The organism is Amycolatopsis sp. A1MSW2902, from assembly GCF_017312175.1.
Taxonomy (GTDB): Bacteria; Actinomycetota; Actinomycetes; order Mycobacteriales; family Pseudonocardiaceae; genus Amycolatopsis; species Amycolatopsis nivea.
The window spans coordinates 8,088,803-8,106,570 of the sequence record NZ_QJPO01000001.1 but is presented as its reverse complement, the minus strand read 5'-3'; the positions used below and the strand labels follow the sequence as shown (position 1 = coordinate 8,106,570).

Genomic DNA, 17,768 nt, shown 5'->3' with positions numbered 1-17,768 from the left:
AGTTGCCTCAATGGACCAGACCAGAAGTCGGAACGCGCACATGACTGAGAACCCGAGCCCGCCCTCCGCGCTCACCATCGCCGGATCGGATTCCGGCGGGGCCGCCGGACTGCAGGCGGACCTGCGGACCTTCCTCACCTGCGGGGTGCACGGCCTGGTCGCGGTCACCGCGGTCACCGTCCAGAACACGCTCGGCGTGCACGACCGCGCCGACCTCCCGCCGCACATCGTCGCCGGGCAGATCGAGGCGGTCGCGGCGGACATGGGCGTCGGCGCGGCGAAGACCGGCATGCTCGCGTCCGCGGAGATCATCCACGCGGTCGCGGCGGCCTGCGACAAGGCCGGGATCGGGCGCGACGGCGCGATCCCGTTCGTGGTCGACCCGGTGGCCGCGGCGATGACCGGCCAGTCGCTGTTCGACGACGACGGCCTCGCCGCGCTGCGCGACGAACTCCTGCCGCGCGCCACCGTCCTCACCCCGAACCTGGACGAGGTGCGGCTGCTCACCGGCATGACCGTGACCGACCGCGAAGGCATGCACACCGCGGCTGTCGTGCTGCACCAGCTGGGCCCGAAGTACGTGCTCGTGAAGAGCGGCCACCTGCAGTCCGACCCGGAGTGCGTCGACCTGCTCTTCGACGGTTCGACGTTCGTGGAGCTGCCCGGCCCGCGCTGGCAGACGCCGCACACGCACGGAGCCGGCGACACCATGGCGTCCGCGCTCACCGCCGGGCTGGCCAAAGGCATGCCCGTGGTCGAGGCGGCGCGCTACGCCAAGTGGTTCGTGTCGCAGGCCGTCGAACACTCGTACCCGATGGGCGCGAAAGTCGGCCCGGTGTCGGCGTTCTGGCGGCTGGCCCCGGAAGAGCGCTAGCCCTCGTCGGAGATCAGGGCTTCCAGCGCGGGCAGCGCGGCGATGATCGACTCGCGGGCCTCGGGCGTGAGCCGGTCGAGGCGGCGGTTGAGTTCCTGCACGCGGGTGGACCGCACGCCGGAGACGAGGCGTTCGCCTTCCTCGGTGGCGCGGGCGAGCCAGGCGCGCCGGTCGACCGGGTCGGATTCGCGCGTGACGTAACCGGCCTCCACCAGGGTGGCCACGATCCGCGACATCGTGGCCGCCGCGACGCCTTCCTTCGCGGCGAGGTCGCCGAGGCGCAGTTCGCCGAAGTGGACGAGCGTGGCCAGCGCGGAAATCGACCCGTGTCCGGGCCCGGGCGCGCCCGCCTGGCGCAGCGAGCGGGAAAGCCGCCCCACCGCTAGATACAACCGGCCCGTTACGTCCTGGACCGAGGAAAGAGTCACGATCGGCTCCTTCTGACGCTGGTGCCCGCCGCTGGGTGCGCCGGAAAGGGTGCCGTCAACCATACGGCGTACCCGTGCTCAATCCGTGTCAAGCGCGGGCGAAATCACCACAACCCGACTATTTGTGCAGCTTGGCCGCCCCATTCAGAGCACCGACACGTCAAGCGGCAGCTCCGCGGGCGGCGGCAGCGGCGCGGCGGCCTCCGCCCGGAACGACTGCAGCAGGTAGCCGGCGAGCCGCCGCGACGCCGCCGGTGCCGCGGCTCCCGCGCCCGATCGCAGCCCGCCGTTCGCCAGCAAGATCAACGACAGGTCGGAAACCGCGAAGTCGGCCCGCAGCGCACCGGCGTCCTGCGCCCGGCGGATCAACTCGGCGAACGCCCGCAACGCCCGGTCCCGCAACTCGGCGAAGGCGGCTTGATCCGGCAGCGCGGTCACGATCGCGGCGGAGAAACCGTGGTTGCGCGCCTGCATCGAGCACACCTCCTCGATCACCCGGCAGAACCCACGCCACGGATCGGGGTCGGCGAGCGCCTCGTCGAGCATGCCCGCGCACTCGGCCATCGGCTCCGCGAAGGCTTCCGCGACCAGGTCGGCCTTGGTCGGGAAATGGCGGTACACCGTGGCGACGCCGAGACCCGCGCGGCGCGCCAGCTCGCTCATCGACACGTCGAGCCCCTCGGTCTCGAACGTGCGCTCGGCGACCTCGAGGAGGTGCGCACGATTGTGGGCGGCGTCGGTGCGCAACCGAGTCGATTTTTCCGGCACCCTCTCACTTTACGCGAATCGGAAGACCCTTTCCACTTTCCGTGCTAGAAGTGGAACATGCCTTCCACTTCGATGCGCGCCATCACCTACGACCGCTACGGGCCACCGGAAGTCCTGCGCGAGACCACCCTTCCGACACCGACGCCCGGCCCCGGCGAAGTCCTGGTCCGAGTGCGCGCGCTGACAGTCAACGGCGGCGAACTCGCCATGCGGTCCGGGAAACTGCTTCCGTTCAGCGGCAAGCGTTTCCCCAAGCGAATCGGCGTAGACCTGGTCGGTGAGGTCGTCGATCCCGGAACCAGCCGGTTCACACCCGGCGACCTAGTCTGGGGCGGCGGGCGACGGATGGGCACCGCCGCCGAGTACCACGTGCTGGCCGCGGATCGACTGGACCACGTGCCAGCCGGGCTGGATCCCGCGCAGGCCGCGTCGCTGCTGGCGGGCATCACCGCGATCACCGCACTGCGGGACAAGGCCCATCTGAAACCGGGCGAACGCCTGCTGGTCCGCGGTGCGACCGGCGGGGTCGGCTTTGTGGCCACACAACTCGGCAAGGCAATGGGCGCGTACGTGACCGGTCTTACCAGCGCCAAAAATCTTGAACTGGCAAGGGACCTCGGCGCGGACGTCGCACTCGACTACCGCGATCCGGGTGACCTGGGGAAGTTCGACGTCATCCTCGACACCGTGGGCCGAGACCTAGACACGTTCCGGCAACTGCTGACCCCGCGCGGAAGGATGGTCGCGATCGCGTTCGACCTCAACCGTCCGGTCCGTGCGGTTGGCTATGTCGCGGCCAATTCGCTACGACGTCGACGGTGGGTGCGGGGGTTCAGCGGCAATCCGAAGGCAGACCTGCTGGCCGACCTGAGCCGCTGGGTCACCGCCGGACTGGTGCGGCCGTTGGTGGACCGGGTGTTTCCGCTGGCGGATATCGCGGGGGCGCATCGAGCACTCGAGGAAGGCGGGGTGCGCGGCAAGGTGGTGATCGCAGTTCCGTGAAGTGCGCGCACCGGCGCTGACGCACCCTGGCCGACCAGCTGTTAAGCCTTTCCCGCGTTAGCCTTGAAGAGACACTCGAGCTGGACGCCGCTCTGATTCTCCCGATGAATGTGCAGGCTGGCGGCATCAGCGAAGCCCTTCCGCTCACCACCGTCAATCTCGACAAGCAAGCGCGGATACCTCGACCGAGGTTGATACGAACCGTACTGGTCAACAGACCACAGAGCCACTGGGCCGCCGTGTCCGATGCTCAATCCCATTTCCGAAACGCCGAAAAACAGGATCTTAATAATGTCCATATCAGGATCCGTGCGTTCGCACCATTCCGTTGTCCTCAATTCCAGCACCGAGTGCCCGGCACCATAGGACCAGACCCTGAAGTGCCGATCACTCGACCACAGGAGTTCTCGCTTCAAGCCACTCACGAACCGTTCCTCCGACACGGGAACCCGAAGGCAGACCTGCTCGCCGACCTGAGCCGGCGGGTCACCGCCAGGTTGGTGCGACCGTTGGCGGACCGGGTGTTTCCGTTGGCGGATATCGCCGACGCACACCGCACGCTCGAAAGCGGCGGTGTGCGCGTCAGAATCGTCGTCGAGGTGTAGCTCAGCGAGGCGGACTGGACGCCTGCGCCCAAAACCGCTGCGGGACCCTTCCCGCACCTCGCGCCAGGTACCCCGCCTCCACAGCGCTCCGCATCGCCAAGGCCATTCGTTCCGGGTCCGCCGCGCGGGTCACCGCGGTCGACAGCAGTACCGCCGAGCAGCCGAGTTCCATTGCCAGCGTGGCGTCCGACGCGGTGCCGATCCCCGCGTCCAGCACGATCGGCACCGACGCGCGCGAGACGATCAGTTCGATGTTGTGCGGGTTCCGGATTCCCAGCCCAGTACCGATCGGAGCACCGAGCGGCATCACCGCGGCGCAGCCCACTTCCTCCAGGCGCAGAGCGAGCACCGGGTCGTCGTTGGTGTACGCGAACACCGTGAATCCGTCCGCCACCAGGCGTTCGGCTGCTTCCAGGGTTTCCAGCGGATCCGGCAACAGGGTGCGGTCGTCGGCGTGCACCTCGAGTTTGATCAGGTTCGTTTCGAGCGCCTCGCGGGCCAGCTGGGCGGTGAGCACGGCTTCCGCCGCCGTGCGGCAGCCTGCGGTGTTCGGCAGCAGCTCGATGTCCAAGCGCCGCAACAGCTCCAGTACGCCCGAGCCGCCTTCGGCGTCGGCTCGGCGCATCGCCACGGTGGTGAGCTGGGTGCCCGACGCGACGAGCGCTCGTTCCAGCACTTCGAGATTCGCCGCGCCACCGGTGCCAATGATCAGTCGCGACGACAGCTTGTGTTCGCCGATGATCAGGTCGTCCATGCTCAACCTCCTTGAACCGCGGTCAGCACTTCGAGCTGCGCGCCCTTCGGCACGACCGCTTCTTCCCATTCGCCACGCCGCACGACCTCGCCGTTGACCGCGACGGCCACACCCCGGCGTTCCGCTCCCAGCGCGTCGAGGACCGCGGAAACGGTGCTGTCGTCGGGGAATTCCCGCCATTCGCCGTTGACCTTGATCTCCATCAGACTCGCTCCTTCTCGACCAGACGGGAGGGCGTCGCCGCGGCGACCTCCGGCGGCGGGGCTTCGCCGGCCAGCCACGCGACCACGGCGTCCGCAGTCGCGGGCGCCATCAGCAAACCGTTGCGGTGATGTCCTGTCGCCGCGTACACGCCTTCGCTCACTTCGCCGATGTAGGGCAGAGCGTCGCGGCTCGCGGCGCGCAGTCCGGCGGCGACTTCCACCAGTTCGTACTCCGTGATGCCGGGCAGAATACGTTCCGCGCCTTCCAGCAACTCGCGTACGCCGCGCGCGGTGACAGCCTGATCGAAACCGGCTTCGTACTGCGTCGCGCCAAGGACCAGTTCGCCGTCTTCTCGCGGTACCAGATAGATCGGCCGCCCTTCGACCATCGCGCGCACCGTGTACGGCGGAGGCGGCAGACAGCCACGACGCGGACGCAGTCGCAAAATCTCGCCCTTCAGCGGGCGTACGGCGTGCTCCAGCAACGGATGCAGCTGTCCGGTCCACGCCCCCGCGGCGAGGATCACCGGGCCGGACACGTCGGAAAGGCTCTCGAGCCGCTCGCGCCGGAACTCGACCCCACGCTTCGTAGCCGCTTCGCTCAGCGCTGTGAGCAGTTTCCGGTTGTCCACGGCTAAATCACCCGGTACGTGCAGGCCGCTGCGCACCGCACCGACGCCCGGCGCGAGCCGCTTCGCCTCGCGACCGGTGAGCGTCTCGACGTCGCGGCCGAGCGAACGCAGGTACCCGGCGAGGATGTCGAGGTGCCCGGCATCGGCGCTGTCGAACCCGACGACGATCGTGCCGTGCTCGGCCAGCCCGGGATCGGTGCCCTCGTCGGCGAGGTCGCGTGCGAAGCCTGGCCAGCGCCGCAGCGACGCTTCCCCCAGGCTGAGCACGGCTTCCTCGCCCGGCCACGCCTCGGTGACCGGTGCGAGCATCCCGCCGGCCAGCCAGGACGCCCCGCCGCGCGCGGGCTCCGGGTCGACGACCGTGACGCGCCATCCGCGAGCGGCCGCGCGCCAGGCGACGGACAGCCCGATGACGCCGCCGCCGACGACAGTGACGGTTGTGGTGCTGGTGTTCACAGTGGAATCACGCTCCCTGCGCCGGCATGACCCGGATCAGGTTCCACGGTCGGAGCGGCAGCTCCCTCTCAGCCCGTTGCCTCGGGCTCCCGTGCGGACTCCCACACCGTAGCGCGCGGGTAACGTCACCGCCATGCCTGCCTTGACCGGAGACCAAATTCGCACCCGGCTAGCCGACGCCCGGCTGTACCTGTGCACCGACGCCCGCACGTCCCGAGGCGACCTGGCCGAGTTCGCCGACGCAGCCTTGGCGGGTGGCGTGGACATCATCCAGCTGCGGGACAAGACCGGCGGCTCCCCGCTCGAGGCCAAGCAGGAGATCGCAGCACTGGAAGTCCTGGCAGAGGCCTGCGCCCGACACGGAGCGCTGCTCTCGGTGAACGACCGAGCGGACGTAGCGCTGGCCGTCGGCGCCGACGTCCTGCACCTGGGCCAAGACGACATCCCCGTCTCCCTGGCCCGACGAGTCCTGGGCGACGACGTAGTCATCGGCCGATCCACCCATTCGGAGGAGCAAGCCACAGCAGCCGCCACCGAGGCAGGAGTGAACTACTTCTGCACCGGCCCCTGCTGGCCCACCCCGACGAAGCCCGGCCGCTTCGCCCCCGGCCTGGACCTAGTCCGCTCAACCGCAGCGAGCAACACCGAACGCCCGTGGTTCGCCATCGGCGGCATCGACGAACCCCGCCTACCCGAAGTACTGGCCGCAGGCGCGACCCGCATCGTCGTCGTCCGAGCAATCACCGAGGCGGAAGACCCCAAAGCAGCCGCACAAACCCTACGAGCCCACCTGGGATAACCACGCCCGCCGACGCACCCAAGCCGGCCACCCAACCGCACCGGTGCACCCAACGAGCGAAACACCCAGCCCCTCTACCGCAGCCGATGCACCCGCTATCGAGGCACCCACACCTCCCCCGCACCCCGATACGAAGCTCCCCTGCGGTTCGGGGGTGCTTGTCAAGGCATCTTTCCCGCCTTGACAAGCACCCCCGAACCGTCAGCACAATCAAACTTCGGGGTGCCCCACGCAACCACCGTGCGCAATGTCGCCGCCAGGCGACGAGCTACTCCCCACCATTAGACGGAACCACAGGCGCAGTAGCCGTCTGACTACCACTAGGCGCCTGCGAACTACTAGACGGCTTAGACGAAGAAGTCGGTGCCTGACTCTCCCGCGTAGCCTGCGAAGACGGCGGCGCACTAGCCGTAGTAGTAGGCGTAGACGTCGAACCGTTAGACCGAGACTCCCCAGTCGGCGGCGCCTGCGGCTGAGTACTGGGCGTGTTGTCCGGATGATCATCCCGCTGCTGACTGGTCTCCGGCTGCCGAGGAATCAACCCAGTCGGCACATTCCCCTTAGTCGTCCAGTCAATCCCCACCAGCACCACCAACGCCACGACAAACGCGACCGCACTGGACGCGATGATCAACGGCCACCGCATCTTCCGCAGCTTCTCGCCCAGACCTTCGACCGCATCCGGCTCAGTGGGACGCAACCGGACCGTAGGCATGTTCGCCACGTCAGCGTCGACATGCACCGTCGCCGCGTCGCCGGAACCGGATTCCCGCACCGCCTCCACCGGCACCAGCGCGCCCCTGCTGCGCCGGGCAGCCGTCTCCATCGCCTTCCGCGCGGCATCGCGAGTGCGCTGCAAAGACCGCAGGTACAACTCGCCGCCGACGGTGCTGACCACACTGGCCACCCCGGCGCCGATGACTGTTCCCGCGACCCCCAGCGTCGAACCCAGCAACGCGGCGGTGACCGCCGCGAGCGCCGCGGCGAGCACCGAGGTCATGCGGAGTTTCTTCTTGTCCTCCGCGGTTTCCTTCTGCTCCTCGCTCATGATTCCGATCTGATCGTTTCCCAGCCCTGTTCCCTGCTTCTTCAACGGTTAAGTCGTCCGAGGTGCTCCCTTCGTTGCCCCGGCGTGAGGGACGCCACGTTGACTGTCCACAATGGATGGACTAGAGCTCACACTTTCCTGACATACTCGCCTCATGCACCTCGTGACGATCTCCGACATCGAAACCGCGGCCGGACGGCTGAAGGGCACCGCGGTGCACACCCCGCTGCTGCGCCAGCTCTGGGTTCCCGGCGAATTCTGGGTGAAACCCGAGAGCCTGCAACCGATCGGCGCGTTCAAGATCCGCGGCGCGTACAACGCGATCGCCGCGCTCACCGACGCCGAACGGCAACGCGGCGTGGTCGCGTATTCGAGCGGCAACCACGCGCAAGCGGTCGCCTACGCCGCGCGCGAATTCGGGATCACCGCGGTGATCGTGGTGCCGGATGTCACGCCGCGGTTGAAGGTCGAAGCGACCCGCCGCTGGGGCGCGGAAGTTCGCGAAGTGCCGATCGCGGAACGGGAATCGGCGGCGCTCGCCCTCGCCGAGGAACGCGGCCTCACGCTCATCCCGCCGTTCGACCACCCGGACATCATCGCCGGGCAGGGCACCGTCGGGCTGGAGATCGCACAGGACCTCCCGGACGTCGAGACCGTGCTGGTCCCGATCAGCGGCGGCGGCTTCGCCTCCGGGGTCGGCGTGGCGATCAAGGCGAAGTGCCCGAACGCGAAGGTCTACGGCGTCGAACCGGAACTGGCCGCCGACACCGCCGCCAGCCTCGCCGCGGGCGAGATCGTGGAGTGGCCGATCACGGACCGCGCCCGCACCATCGCCGACGGCCTGCGCGCCCAACCGTCCGAGCTCACGTTCGCGCACCTGCGGCACGTGCTGGACGGCGTGATCACGGTGACCGAGGACGAAATCCGCGACACGGTCCGCGCGCTCGCCCAGCAGGGGCGCCTGGTGACGGAACCCAGCGGCGCGACCGCGCCGGCCGCCTACCTGCACCACGCCGACGAACTCCCCGGCGGACGCACCGTCGCGGTCGTTTCCGGCGGCAACATCGATCCGGCGATGCTGGCCGAACTGCTCGCCTAGCCGAGCGCCCCCATGCCGCATTGGGTGCATCTGACGCACCCAATGCGGCGCTCGGTGCATCTAACGCACCCAAAGTGGCATTCGGTGCGTCTAGCGCACCCAATGTGGCGTTCGGTGCATCTGACGCACCCAATGTGGCGTTCGGTGCATCTAGCGCACCCAATGCGGCATTCGGTGCGTCTAGCGCACCCAAAGTGGCATTGGGGATGTTCAAGGCCGGTCACCAGTTGACGGTCTGCCCCTGCCGGTCCAGGTAGCGCAGCCCGCCCTTGCCCGCCCAAGCTTCGATCGTGTCGGCGACTCCGGGGATGCTCTCGTCGACGGTCAGCCGCGCGCTCGGGCCGCCCAGGTCCGTCTTCACCCAGCCCGGCGCCATGAGCAGCAGGGTGCGCGGGTCGTCGGCGTGCCGTGCGGCGAAGCTGCGCATGAGCTGGTTCAGCGCGGATTTGCTCGCCCGGTAGACCTCGAAGCCGCCGTTCGTGTTGCCGGAGACGCTGCCCTGGCCCGACGACATCACGCCGATGGTGCCCGTCGAGGGAACCAGGTCCTGCAGGGTTTCGACAACGCGCATCGGGCTCAGCGCGTTGGTCACCATGACCTGGGTGAAGTCCTCGGTGGACACGTCGGCGAAGGTCGCCGAGGGGTCGGTCGTGTAGTTGGTCCCGGCGTTGACGAACAGCAGGTCGAACCGGCCCGACCGGGCACGCAGCGCGGCGACCTGCTCGGGCGCCGTGATGTCGACGGTCTCCACCGTCAACCTGCCCTCGGCCGATTTGGCCAGCTCGTGCAGTGCGGACGGCGTGCGTTCGGTCGCGGTGACCTGCCAGCCGCGGCGGAGGAACTCGGCGGCCAGCGCGTAGCCGAGCCCCCGCGACGCCCCGATGATCAACGCGCTCTTGCCTGTAGTCATGACTTCCCCTTAGCTATCAATTGATAGCTAATCTACGTCGCCGGAGAGATACCTGTCAAACGATAGGTATTGGGCTACGCTAGCCGGGTGAAAGACGAACAGCTCTTCGAGTTGGCCGACCTGATCCTCGCGGTGGCCCGGCACATCAACGCCGCCAAGGAAGCCAACGCCGAGTCGGGAACGCCGCTGGAAGGAGCGGTGATGCGGTTCGTCGACCGGCACCCGGGAACGACGGTCAACGCCGCGGCCGAGGCGACCCAGATGATCTCCAGCAACGTCAGCCGAGCCGTGCGGGGCCTGGAGAACAAGGGCCTGCTGCGCCGCGAAGCCGATCCCGACGACGCGCGCCGAGTGCGGCTCTACCCCACCGAAAAAGCAGCGGAAAACCTGCAACGGCTGCGCGACACGTGGTCCGCCCTGCTGGAGGGAACGAAGCCGGCCGAGGCCAGCGCCTTGATCACTGCCTTGCAGGGCATCGAGACCCGGCTAGTCACCCGATCCCGCAGCACCACGTAGGCGAGCCAGCATCCCCACGAAAAATCAGCGATGCCCGCCCGGATGGACGTGCGTGGGCGGCCCTTCCACCCCGCAATGCAGACAATCCCCGGGATGCGGCGAATCGTCCGATTCGGCAGCGCCGAGCACCCCGTTGTGAATTCCTAACGCGATCAGCCCGCCGACGATCGCCAACACCGCGCAGATCACCAGCGCCGTCTGCCATCCGGCGGTCAGCGCGATGGGATCGCGGTAAGCCGAACCGGTCAGACCCGCCGCGGCGGGCAGGACTGCCACCGCCAGAAGTCCACCCGATCGGGCGATCGCGTTGTTGACCCCGGAGGCGACCCCGGCGTACCGGTCCGGGGCGGCGGCCAGCACCGTCGCGGTCACCGGGGCGACCACAGTGGCCAGGCCCAGCCCGAACACCACCACCGCGGGCAACACCGACCCGAGGTACGACGACCCCGGCCCGACCCGCGTCAGCAGCAACATTCCGACGCCGACGACGATCGGCCCGACCACCAGCTGCAGCCGCGGTCCGATCCGCTGCGCGAGCGCCCCGGACCGGCCGGAGAGCAGCAGCATGATCACCGTGATCGGCAATCCGGCCAGCCCGGCCAGCGTCGGCGAATACCCCAGCGACACCTGAAGCTGCAGAACCAGCAGCATCATCACGCCGCCGAGCGCCGCGTAAACCACGAACGTCAGTGCGTTCGACAGCGTGAACGTCCGGTCGCGGAACAACGAAGGCGGCACCAGCGGTTCGGCAGCCCGGTGCTGGAGCCACAGAAACATCCCGAGCCCGGCGACACCGACCACCAGCGCGACCAGCACGACCGGATCGCCGATCCCGCGTACCGGCGCCTCGACCAGCGCACCGGTCACCCCGGCCAGCCCGAGCGCGCCGACCGCAGCGGCGACGTAGTCCGGATGCCCGGTCGCCGCGGTATCGCGCGATTCGGGCACGAACCGCCGCGCCATCAGCACGACGATCACCGCGAGCGGCAGGTTGATCAGGAACGCCAGCCGCCACGACCACGCCTGCACCAGCAGTCCGCCGAGCAGCGGGCCGACCGCCGCGGCGATTCCGCCGAGCCCGGACCACGAACCGATCGCCCGCGCGCGGTCTTCGTGCGAGAACGACGACTGCAGGATCGCCAGCGAACCCGGCGTCAGCAACGCCCCGCCGATTCCCTGCAGCACCCGGAACAGCACGAGCAGTTCGGTCGACGTCGCCGCCGCGCACAGCCCGGACGCGAGCCCGAACCACACGACCCCGATCAGGTACACCCGCCGCCTGCCGTAGCGGTCGCCGAGCGATCCGGCGACCAGGATCAGCGCGGCCAGCGCCAGCAGGTAGCCGTCGAGAATCCACTGCAGACCGGCGACGGACGCGCCCAGCTCCTCGCCGATCCGGGGCAGTGCGACGTTCACGATCGTGCCGTCGAGCATCGCCATCCCCGAACCGAGGATGGTCGTCCAGAGCACGCCGCGAGCCGCGGGCGTGCCCCAGCGAACGTCGGCGCGCACTCGATCAGGGCAGCAGCGTGGTGACGAACTTGTACCGGTCGCCGCGATAGACCGCGCGGGCGAACTCGACCGGCTTGCCGTCGGTGGCGAACGAATGCCGGGTCAGCATCATCACCGGCATGCCGACGTCCGCCCCGAGGATCTCCGCTTCCTGCGGCCCGGCCAGCGACGTCTCGATCGTCTCCTCCGCGCGCTCCAGCTCGACGCCGTAATGCTCGCGCAGCACCGCGTACAGCGAACCGCCCGCGGTGATGTGCTTGCGCAGCCCGCGGAACCGGCCGAGCGGCAGGTGCGTGGTCTCGAGCGCCATCGGCTGGCCGTCGGCGAGCCGGAGCCGGCGCAGCCGCAGGATCTTCGCGCCGTTGCGCAGCTGCAGCAGCTTCGTCATCTCGCCCTCGACCGGAAGCTCTTCGAGTTCCAGTAACTGGGACGACGGCTTCAGGCCCTGCTTGCGCATGTCCTCGGTATAAGAGGACAGCTGCAGCCGCTGCGCGAGCTTCGGCTCGGCGGCGAAGGTGCCCTTGCCCTGGACGCGGTGCAGTCTGCCCTCGGCGGTGAGATCCGCCAGCGCCTGGCGCACGGTGGTGCGCGAAACGGTGAATTCTCCCGCCAGCGCCCGCTCGGTCGGGATCGGCGATCCCGGCGGCAGTGCGTCGAGCAGGTCCAGCAGATGCTGCTTCAGCGCCCAGTACTTGGGTTCGCGCTGCCCTCGCGCAGCAGTCCCCGCCTCGCTCGCGGGGGGTGTCTCCAGCATGCCCGGCTCCCTCAGTCTTCCCACATTAAACGCGCCACTGCCCCGTGAGGAAACGTACCCTTCTCCCGACCCGCTCCGCCCGGCTAGCATTGGTCTAGACCTGACCGGACGCCGCTCAGCACACCGGGACACCCGTCCCGGCGGAGAGGAAAGTGATGACCCAACTACGTCCCGGCGAGCACATGGCCGCGGAAATCTCGGAGCAGCCCAGCATTCTGGCCGGGCTGGTCGAGCGGCGGTCCGGCATCGCAGCAGTCGCGGAAAAGATTTCACAGAACCCGCCGCGGTTCGCCCTGCTCGCCGCTCGCGGTTCGAGCGACCACGGCGCGCTGTACGCGAAATACCTGATCGAGGTACTTCTCGGCCTCCCGGCCGGGCTCGTGTCGCCGTCCACCGCGACGCTGTACGGCGCCCGTCCGGACCTGCGCGACGTGCTCTTCATCACCGTCAGCCAGAGCGGCGGGTCGCCCGACCTGATCGAGGTCACCGAGGCCGCCCGCCGCCAGGGCGCGCTGACCGTGTCGGTCACCAACACCCCGGACTCGCCGCTGCGCGCGGCTTCGGAACTGGGCGTGGACATCGGCGCCGGGGTCGAGAAGGCGGTCGCGGCGACCAAGACGTACTCGGCGACGCTGATGGCGCTGTACCTCTTCATCGACGCGATCCGCGGCGGCAAGGGCGAGGACGCGGAGAAGATCGGCGAACTGGCCCAGCAGACGCTCGACGGCGCCGCCGAAGGCGTGCAGCGCGCGGTGGACCGTTATCGCTTTGTCGACCGCGTGCTCACCACTGGCCGCGGTTACTCCTACGCCAGCGCGCTCGAAGCGTCGCTGAAGCTCGCCGAGACGAGCTACCTCGCGGCCCGCGCGTACAGCGGCGCGGACCTGCTGCACGGTCCGGTCGCGGCGGTCGACGGCGAGACCGCCGTGCTCGCCGCCACCAGCCTCGGCCGCGGCGGCGAGGCCATGCGCGAGGTCCTCGAAGCGGTCGGCGAGCGCGGCGCGGACGTGCTCGCGGTCGGCTCGGCGGCGAACGACGTGCCCGCCGCGGTGCGCATCCCGGTCGCCCCGACCGTCGAGGAATTGGCTCCAGTGCTGGAAATCCTGCCGATCCAGCGGATCGCGCTCGGGCTGTCGCTCGCGCGCGGCGGCAACCCGGACAACCCGCGCGGTCTGCTGAAGGTGACCAAGACCCGGTGAGCCTCGTAGTAGGCGTGGACGCCGGCGGCACGTCGACGCGAGCGATCGCGGTCGACGCCGCCGGCGTCGTGCACGGCACCGGAGCCGCGGCGGGCGCGAACCCGAACTCGCATCCGCCCGCGGAGGCGGCGGCCCGGATCGCCGGGGCCATCGAGTCCGCAGTGGACGGACGGACCGACGTGCTCGGCGTCGTGGTCGGCATGGCGGGCGAGAGCAAGCTGTCCGACCCGGCGGTCGCCGCGGAGTTCACCGCGGCCTGGGAGCGGATCGGCCTCGCCGGCCGGGTCCGGGTGACCGGCGACGCCGAGGTGGCCTACGCGTCCGCGACGGCCGAGCCGGACGGCACCGTGCTCGTCGCGGGCACCGGCTCGATCGCCGGGCGCATCCGCGGCCGCCGGATGGTCGCCACCGCCGGCGGGCACGGCTGGCTGCTCGGCGACGAGGGCTCGGGCTTCTGGCTCGGCCGCGAAGCCGTGCGCGCCACGCTCGCCGCGCTCGAGGGCGACGGCCCGCTCGGCGGATTGCCCGAGGCGGTCCTCGCCGAAGCGTTCGGACCGTCCGCAGTGGACCTGTCCGATCGCTTCAAGGTCATGTGGGCGCTGGTGACCCATGCCAACGCGGAACCCCCGGTCCGGCTGGCCCGGTACGCACCGCTGGTGAGTGCCGCCGCTGCCGCCGGAGAGCCCGGCGCGGAGGAGATCGTCGCGCGGGGCGCCCGGCATCTCGTGCGCGTCGCTCGCGCCACGCGCGAGCCGGGAGAAAAAACTCCGATCGTGCTCGTGGGCAGCGTGCTGGCCGAAAACGGCCCGGTCGGGGCTCGCGTGCGGGCCGAATTCGCCGGTCTTAACGTTCTGACCAGCTCCGATGGGGTGCTCGGCGCGGCCTGGCTCGCGGCGGTGCACGCGTGGGGCGAGGACACCCCGCGACCATCCCGACGGGTGAATGCCACCAAAACTTGAGCGGAAGAGTCGAAACCGTCGACTCAACCCCTCCGGTCCGGGTACCGTAGGAACCGGCCCCCGGACCCTCCCCCCTCGCCGGGGGCCGCCTTAACTTCCGGGTCCGGTTTCGGACTCGCCCGCACCCGGGTCTTTCGCCAGGCGAAGGCCCGGGTGTTCTGCTGGAAGGCTCCGGTAAAGGACCCAGCCGCTCACCGCCACGGTCGCGGCCACCAGCGGCCAGGAGAGCACGGTGCGCGCCACTCCGAGCGCCACCACCTGCCCGGTCCACCACAACAGGCCGTAAACGACCACTCGCAGCAAGTACTGCAGCACCCACACGGCGCTCGCCCACGAGTACGCGCGCAGCAGAGCCGGGTCGCGCCGCCAGCGCGTCTTCTGTCCGAGGAGCAGTCCCACGATCACGCCGAGCAGCGGCCAGCGGACCGCGATGCTCGCCGCGAACAGCAGCGCGCTCGCCGCGTTCGAGAACAGCTGCAGCAGGAAGAAGTCCTCGGCGCGGCCGGTGTGCATCGCGATCAGCGCGGCGATCACCACCGCGGCGAGGCTCACCACCACCGCGCGCGCCTTGTCGCCGCGGATCAGCCGGTACGCGCCGAGCAGCACGGCGACGCCGATCGCGACGCCCGCTCCCCAGGCGATCGACTGGCCGGAAACGAGCCAGCCGACGACGAACGCGGCGGGCGGGATGCTGGCGTCGATCGCGCCGCGCCGCCCGCCGAGGATCTGCGTGAGCGACTCCCGCGCCGGCCCTTTCGCAGTCTCGTCTGTCACACCTTCCAGCCTGCCGCAACTCCCGGCGGAGCCCCAGGTCGGGAGACCTACCCCACATGGCGCCCGGTACGGGGCGGAACGTGAGGTTCGTCCCGGTGAAATTGCCGTAATAGGGAGGCGCGAACCCCCGACAAGGTAAGAGACTGTGACGTCCGGCTGAACCGGTCGTGTCCGGCGGGAAGGATATGGGGATATCCGACTGTTAGTTGGGGTGTACAACTAGATCCGGGACTTCACGGGGAACAGGCGCGCACCAGCGGGAAAGGGGAACCCAGCGTGTACGGGATCAACAGCTACGTAGCCATCGGGGACAGCTTCACCGAGGGCCTCAACGACCATCGGGGCGACGGGACGTTCCGGGGCTGGGCCGACCGGCTCGCGGAGATGCTGGCCGGCGACGAGCCCGGCTTCCAGTACGCGAACCTGTCGCTGCGCGGCAAGATGCTCGACGAGATCATGGACGAGCAGCTCCCGATCGCCCTGCAGCTGAAGCCCGATCTGGTCACGCTGTGCGCGGGCGGCAACGACGTCATCGTGCCGGGGGCGGACGTCGACGCCATCGCGGAGCGCTTCGAAGCGGGGGTGGCGAAGCTGCGCGCGGCCGGGATCCCGGTGGTGATCTTCAACGGGCCGGACACCAAGACGCTGTCGGTGATGAGCGTGCTGCGCGGCAAGGTCGCGATCTACAACACGCATCTGTGGGCGATCGCGGCCCGGCACGGCGCGAAGATGGTCGACCTCTGGACGATGGAGCCGCTGCACGACCGGCGCGCCTGGAGCGACGACCGGCTGCACTTCACGCCGGACGCGCACCGCCGGATCGCGCTGCTCACCGCCGAGGTGCTCGGCGTCCCGGTCACCGAGGACTGGCGCGAGCCGTACCCGGCGAGCACCGAACCGGCCACCTGGATCACGTCGCGGCGCTCCGATCTCGCGTGGACCAAGGTGCACCTGCTGCCGTGGATCCGCCGTCAGCTGCGCGGCGAGTCCATGGGCGACGGGCTGTCGCCGAAGCGCCCGGAACTGGCTCCGCTCGTCCCGCTCGTGCCGGACAACCCGGCGAGCATCGACCTCGACATGCGGGGCGACGTGCGGGGCAACGCGACCGCCTCCTGAACGCCGTCCCCCGACAGTGCCCGCGCCGGTCACCACCGGTGCGGGCACTGTCGCGAGAGCCACCCGAACGGCGGCCTTTACCAGGTCGCCAAGCCGACCGGCCCGGCATAGGGTCCTGTTATGTCCGGTGCACGAGGGTGGCTTCGCTTGATCCCCGTGGCAGTGGTGGTCACGGCCCTGCTCGCGGGCCTCGTGACTTGGCTGCAGGGCAGCGGAATCCAGGACGACCTCGCCGCGCGATCACGCTCCGCGCTCGACGCGGCGGGCCTGCGCGGCGGCGAGGTGAAGTTCTCCGGACGGCAGGCGACCCTCGAAGGATTCCCGGCCGAAGAAGCCGGCCGCGCGCTGGGCATCGTGCAGGGAGTCGACGGGGTCGAATCCGCGCAAGCCTCCGGCGGTGCCGGGCCGGTGCAGTCCGCGCCGTCGCCCGAACCGTCGACGACGCCGCCGTTCAGCCCGCCGCCGAGCTCTTCCGCCCCGCCGTCCGCGCCGCCGACCGACCGCGACGGGATCCAGGCCGAAGTGGACCGCAAGCTCGCAGCCGCGCCGATCACCTTCGAACCGGACACCGCGAAGCTCACCGACGAAGGCGAGCAGGCCGCGCGCGATCTCGCGCCGCTGCTGCGCGACGCACCGGACAACTTCCGCTACCGCCTCGTCGGCCGGGTCGCCGACGGTCCGGGCGGGCGCAGCGCGGCGCTGAAGCTCTCCCGCAACCGGGCGCTGACCGTGATCCGATTGCTGATCCGCGAGGACGTGCCGCCCGACCGCTTGCTCGCGGTGGCCAGCGCGAGCGGCTCGGACGGCTCGAACAGTTCGGACAGTTCGGATAACGGGGGCGACAGCGACCGGCGGGTCGAGATCACAGTGGAACAGAGGTGATGGCGGATGCTCTGGCTCTTCGGGCAGATCTGGCTGTGGCTGCTCGTCTCGTTCCTGCTCGGGGCGGCGGTCATGTGGCTGTTCACGCGGGCCGCCCGGCCGAAGGCCGAACCCGAGGCTGAGCCGTACCGGCCCGCGGCGGCTCCGGCGGAGGAAGCGGCCGAGGAGACCCGGCACATCCCGCCGGCGAACCCGTACGAGGACTACGAAGAACCGGCGTACCCGCATTACGAGGACCAGCCGGAGCGCATCTACAACGACTATCCGGAAGTCGACCCGGACGATCCGTACCACGGGCAGCCCCCGGCGCACGACCCGGCCGGGCATCCGCTGCCCGATCCCGAGCCGCGGCTGTCGGGCGAACTGAGCTGGCCCGAGGACGACCAGCGGAGTCCGCACTGGCCGGCCGACGAACCCGCGCCCCGCCGACCTGGACGCAGTGGCTGACACCCACCTGGTAGATTCGGCTACGCACGGT

General features: G+C 69.8%; 21 protein-coding genes and 1 riboswitch. Of the genes, 11 read left to right on the top strand and 10 right to left on the bottom strand.

The annotated features are described in order from the left end of the window. Positions 1–40 precede the first annotated feature (40 nt). The gene (thiD, locus tag DMP23_RS37930; protein ID WP_337823880.1) at positions 41–874 is read left to right on the top strand and encodes a bifunctional hydroxymethylpyrimidine kinase/phosphomethylpyrimidine kinase; all 834 of its coding nucleotides are present in this window, start codon (positions 41–43) and stop codon (positions 872–874) included. Here thiD and DMP23_RS37925 read toward each other — a convergent pair. Together DMP23_RS37925 and DMP23_RS37920 are read right to left on the bottom strand one after the other, a co-directional pair. After that, a complete protein-coding gene (locus tag DMP23_RS37925; protein ID WP_037718524.1) occupies positions 871–1,302 on the bottom strand; it encodes a MarR family winged helix-turn-helix transcriptional regulator in 432 nt (143 codons plus the stop codon). The two genes, thiD and DMP23_RS37925, sit on opposite strands and share 4 nt — an antisense overlap. 144 nt (positions 1,303–1,446) lie before the next feature. After that, entirely contained in the window at positions 1,447–2,070 is a 624-nt protein-coding gene (locus tag DMP23_RS37920) for a TetR/AcrR family transcriptional regulator (RefSeq protein WP_037807937.1), read from the bottom strand. A gap of 57 nt (positions 2,071–2,127) precedes the next feature. Between DMP23_RS37920 and DMP23_RS37915 the strand changes: the two genes are divergently transcribed. Beyond that, positions 2,128–3,072 (top strand): NAD(P)-dependent alcohol dehydrogenase, encoded by a 945-nt coding sequence (locus DMP23_RS37915; RefSeq protein ID WP_337823879.1) that lies wholly within the window; start codon positions 2,128–2,130, stop codon positions 3,070–3,072. A gap of 104 nt (positions 3,073–3,176) precedes the next feature. Then, positions 3,177–3,677 carry a zinc-binding dehydrogenase gene (locus DMP23_RS37910; protein ID WP_337823878.1) on the top strand — a complete coding sequence of 167 codons (501 nt, stop codon included), beginning with the start codon at positions 3,177–3,179 and terminating at the stop codon, positions 3,675–3,677. Between the two features lies 1 nt (position 3,678). On the opposite strand, the gene DMP23_RS37905 is transcribed toward DMP23_RS37910, so the two are convergent. From DMP23_RS37905 to thiO, 3 genes are all read right to left on the bottom strand, one after another. Next, a complete protein-coding gene (locus tag DMP23_RS37905) occupies positions 3,679–4,431 on the bottom strand; it encodes a thiazole synthase (protein ID WP_337823877.1) in 753 nt (250 codons plus the stop codon). Positions 4,432–4,433: 2 nt separating this feature from the next. Continuing rightward, entirely contained in the window at positions 4,434–4,634 is a 201-nt protein-coding gene (gene thiS, locus DMP23_RS37900) for a sulfur carrier protein ThiS (RefSeq protein WP_037361904.1), read from the bottom strand. Beyond that, positions 4,634–5,722: a glycine oxidase ThiO gene (gene thiO / locus DMP23_RS37895; RefSeq protein WP_275295525.1), complete on the bottom strand. Its 1,089-nt coding sequence runs from the start codon at positions 5,720–5,722 to the stop codon at positions 4,634–4,636. Before thiO ends, thiS begins: the two co-directional genes overlap by 1 nt. Next, positions 5,719–5,825: riboswitch (TPP riboswitch) on the bottom strand. Its footprint overlaps the gene before it by 4 nt. 30 nt (positions 5,826–5,855) lie before the next feature. Here thiO and thiE point away from each other — a divergent pair. Then, the gene (gene thiE, locus DMP23_RS37890; RefSeq protein WP_337823876.1) at positions 5,856–6,521 is read left to right on the top strand and encodes a thiamine phosphate synthase; all 666 of its coding nucleotides are present in this window, start codon (positions 5,856–5,858) and stop codon (positions 6,519–6,521) included. Between the two features lie 268 nt (positions 6,522–6,789). Here thiE and DMP23_RS37885 read toward each other — a convergent pair whose 3' ends face one another. After that, entirely contained in the window at positions 6,790–7,569 is a 780-nt protein-coding gene (locus DMP23_RS37885; protein ID WP_337823875.1) for a hypothetical protein, read from the bottom strand. A 154-nt stretch (positions 7,570–7,723) separates the two neighbouring features. Here DMP23_RS37885 and DMP23_RS37880 point away from each other — a divergent pair, with 154 nt between their 5' ends. Further along, complete coding sequence (locus DMP23_RS37880; protein WP_337823874.1) at positions 7,724–8,668, top strand: threonine ammonia-lyase; 945 nt, start codon at positions 7,724–7,726, stop codon at positions 8,666–8,668. A gap of 220 nt (positions 8,669–8,888) precedes the next feature. On the opposite strand, the gene DMP23_RS37875 is transcribed toward DMP23_RS37880, so the two are convergent. Continuing rightward, a complete protein-coding gene (locus DMP23_RS37875) occupies positions 8,889–9,578 on the bottom strand; it encodes an SDR family NAD(P)-dependent oxidoreductase (protein ID WP_337823873.1) in 690 nt (229 codons plus the stop codon). Positions 9,579–9,665: 87 nt separating this feature from the next. Between DMP23_RS37875 and DMP23_RS37870 the strand changes: the two genes are divergently transcribed. Then, complete coding sequence (locus DMP23_RS37870; protein ID WP_337823872.1) at positions 9,666–10,094, top strand: MarR family winged helix-turn-helix transcriptional regulator; 429 nt, start codon at positions 9,666–9,668, stop codon at positions 10,092–10,094. A gap of 24 nt (positions 10,095–10,118) precedes the next feature. On the opposite strand, the gene DMP23_RS37865 is transcribed toward DMP23_RS37870, so the two are convergent. Further along, positions 10,119–11,606: an MFS transporter gene (locus DMP23_RS37865; protein ID WP_337823871.1), complete on the bottom strand. Its 1,488-nt coding sequence runs from the start codon at positions 11,604–11,606 to the stop codon at positions 10,119–10,121. 4 nt (positions 11,607–11,610) lie between these two features. After that, positions 11,611–12,360, bottom strand: a complete 750-nt coding sequence (locus tag DMP23_RS37860; RefSeq protein WP_009084055.1) for a GntR family transcriptional regulator — start codon at positions 12,358–12,360, stop codon at positions 11,611–11,613. 155 nt (positions 12,361–12,515) lie between these two features. Here DMP23_RS37860 and DMP23_RS37855 point away from each other — a divergent pair, with 155 nt between their 5' ends. Together DMP23_RS37855 and DMP23_RS37850 are read left to right on the top strand one after the other, a co-directional pair. Further along, positions 12,516–13,559: an SIS domain-containing protein gene (locus DMP23_RS37855; protein ID WP_037807968.1), complete on the top strand. Its 1,044-nt coding sequence runs from the start codon at positions 12,516–12,518 to the stop codon at positions 13,557–13,559. Continuing rightward, entirely contained in the window at positions 13,556–14,518 is a 963-nt protein-coding gene (locus tag DMP23_RS37850) for a BadF/BadG/BcrA/BcrD ATPase family protein (RefSeq protein ID WP_043827252.1), read from the top strand. Before DMP23_RS37855 ends, DMP23_RS37850 begins: the two co-directional genes overlap by 4 nt. A 90-nt stretch (positions 14,519–14,608) precedes the next feature. Here the strand turns inward: DMP23_RS37850 and DMP23_RS37845 are convergent, their stop codons facing one another. Then, the gene (locus DMP23_RS37845; protein ID WP_043827250.1) at positions 14,609–15,292 is read right to left on the bottom strand and encodes a DUF3159 domain-containing protein; all 684 of its coding nucleotides are present in this window, start codon (positions 15,290–15,292) and stop codon (positions 14,609–14,611) included. A 276-nt stretch (positions 15,293–15,568) separates the two neighbouring features. On the opposite strand from DMP23_RS37845, the gene DMP23_RS37840 reads away from it, so the two are divergent. The 3 genes from DMP23_RS37840 (at position 15,569) to DMP23_RS37830 (ending at position 17,737) form a co-directional block, all read left to right on the top strand. Beyond that, on the top strand, positions 15,569–16,408 hold the full coding sequence (locus tag DMP23_RS37840) for an SGNH/GDSL hydrolase family protein (RefSeq protein WP_337823870.1): 840 nt from the start codon (positions 15,569–15,571) through the stop codon (positions 16,406–16,408). 156 nt (positions 16,409–16,564) lie between these two features. Then, positions 16,565–17,290, top strand: coding sequence for an OmpA family protein (locus tag DMP23_RS37835; RefSeq protein ID WP_337824484.1), 726 nt, complete (start codon positions 16,565–16,567; stop codon positions 17,288–17,290). 6 nt (positions 17,291–17,296) lie between these two features. Next, the gene (locus tag DMP23_RS37830; protein WP_337823869.1) at positions 17,297–17,737 is read left to right on the top strand and encodes a LapA family protein; all 441 of its coding nucleotides are present in this window, start codon (positions 17,297–17,299) and stop codon (positions 17,735–17,737) included. The last annotated feature ends 31 nt before the right edge of the window (positions 17,738–17,768 follow it).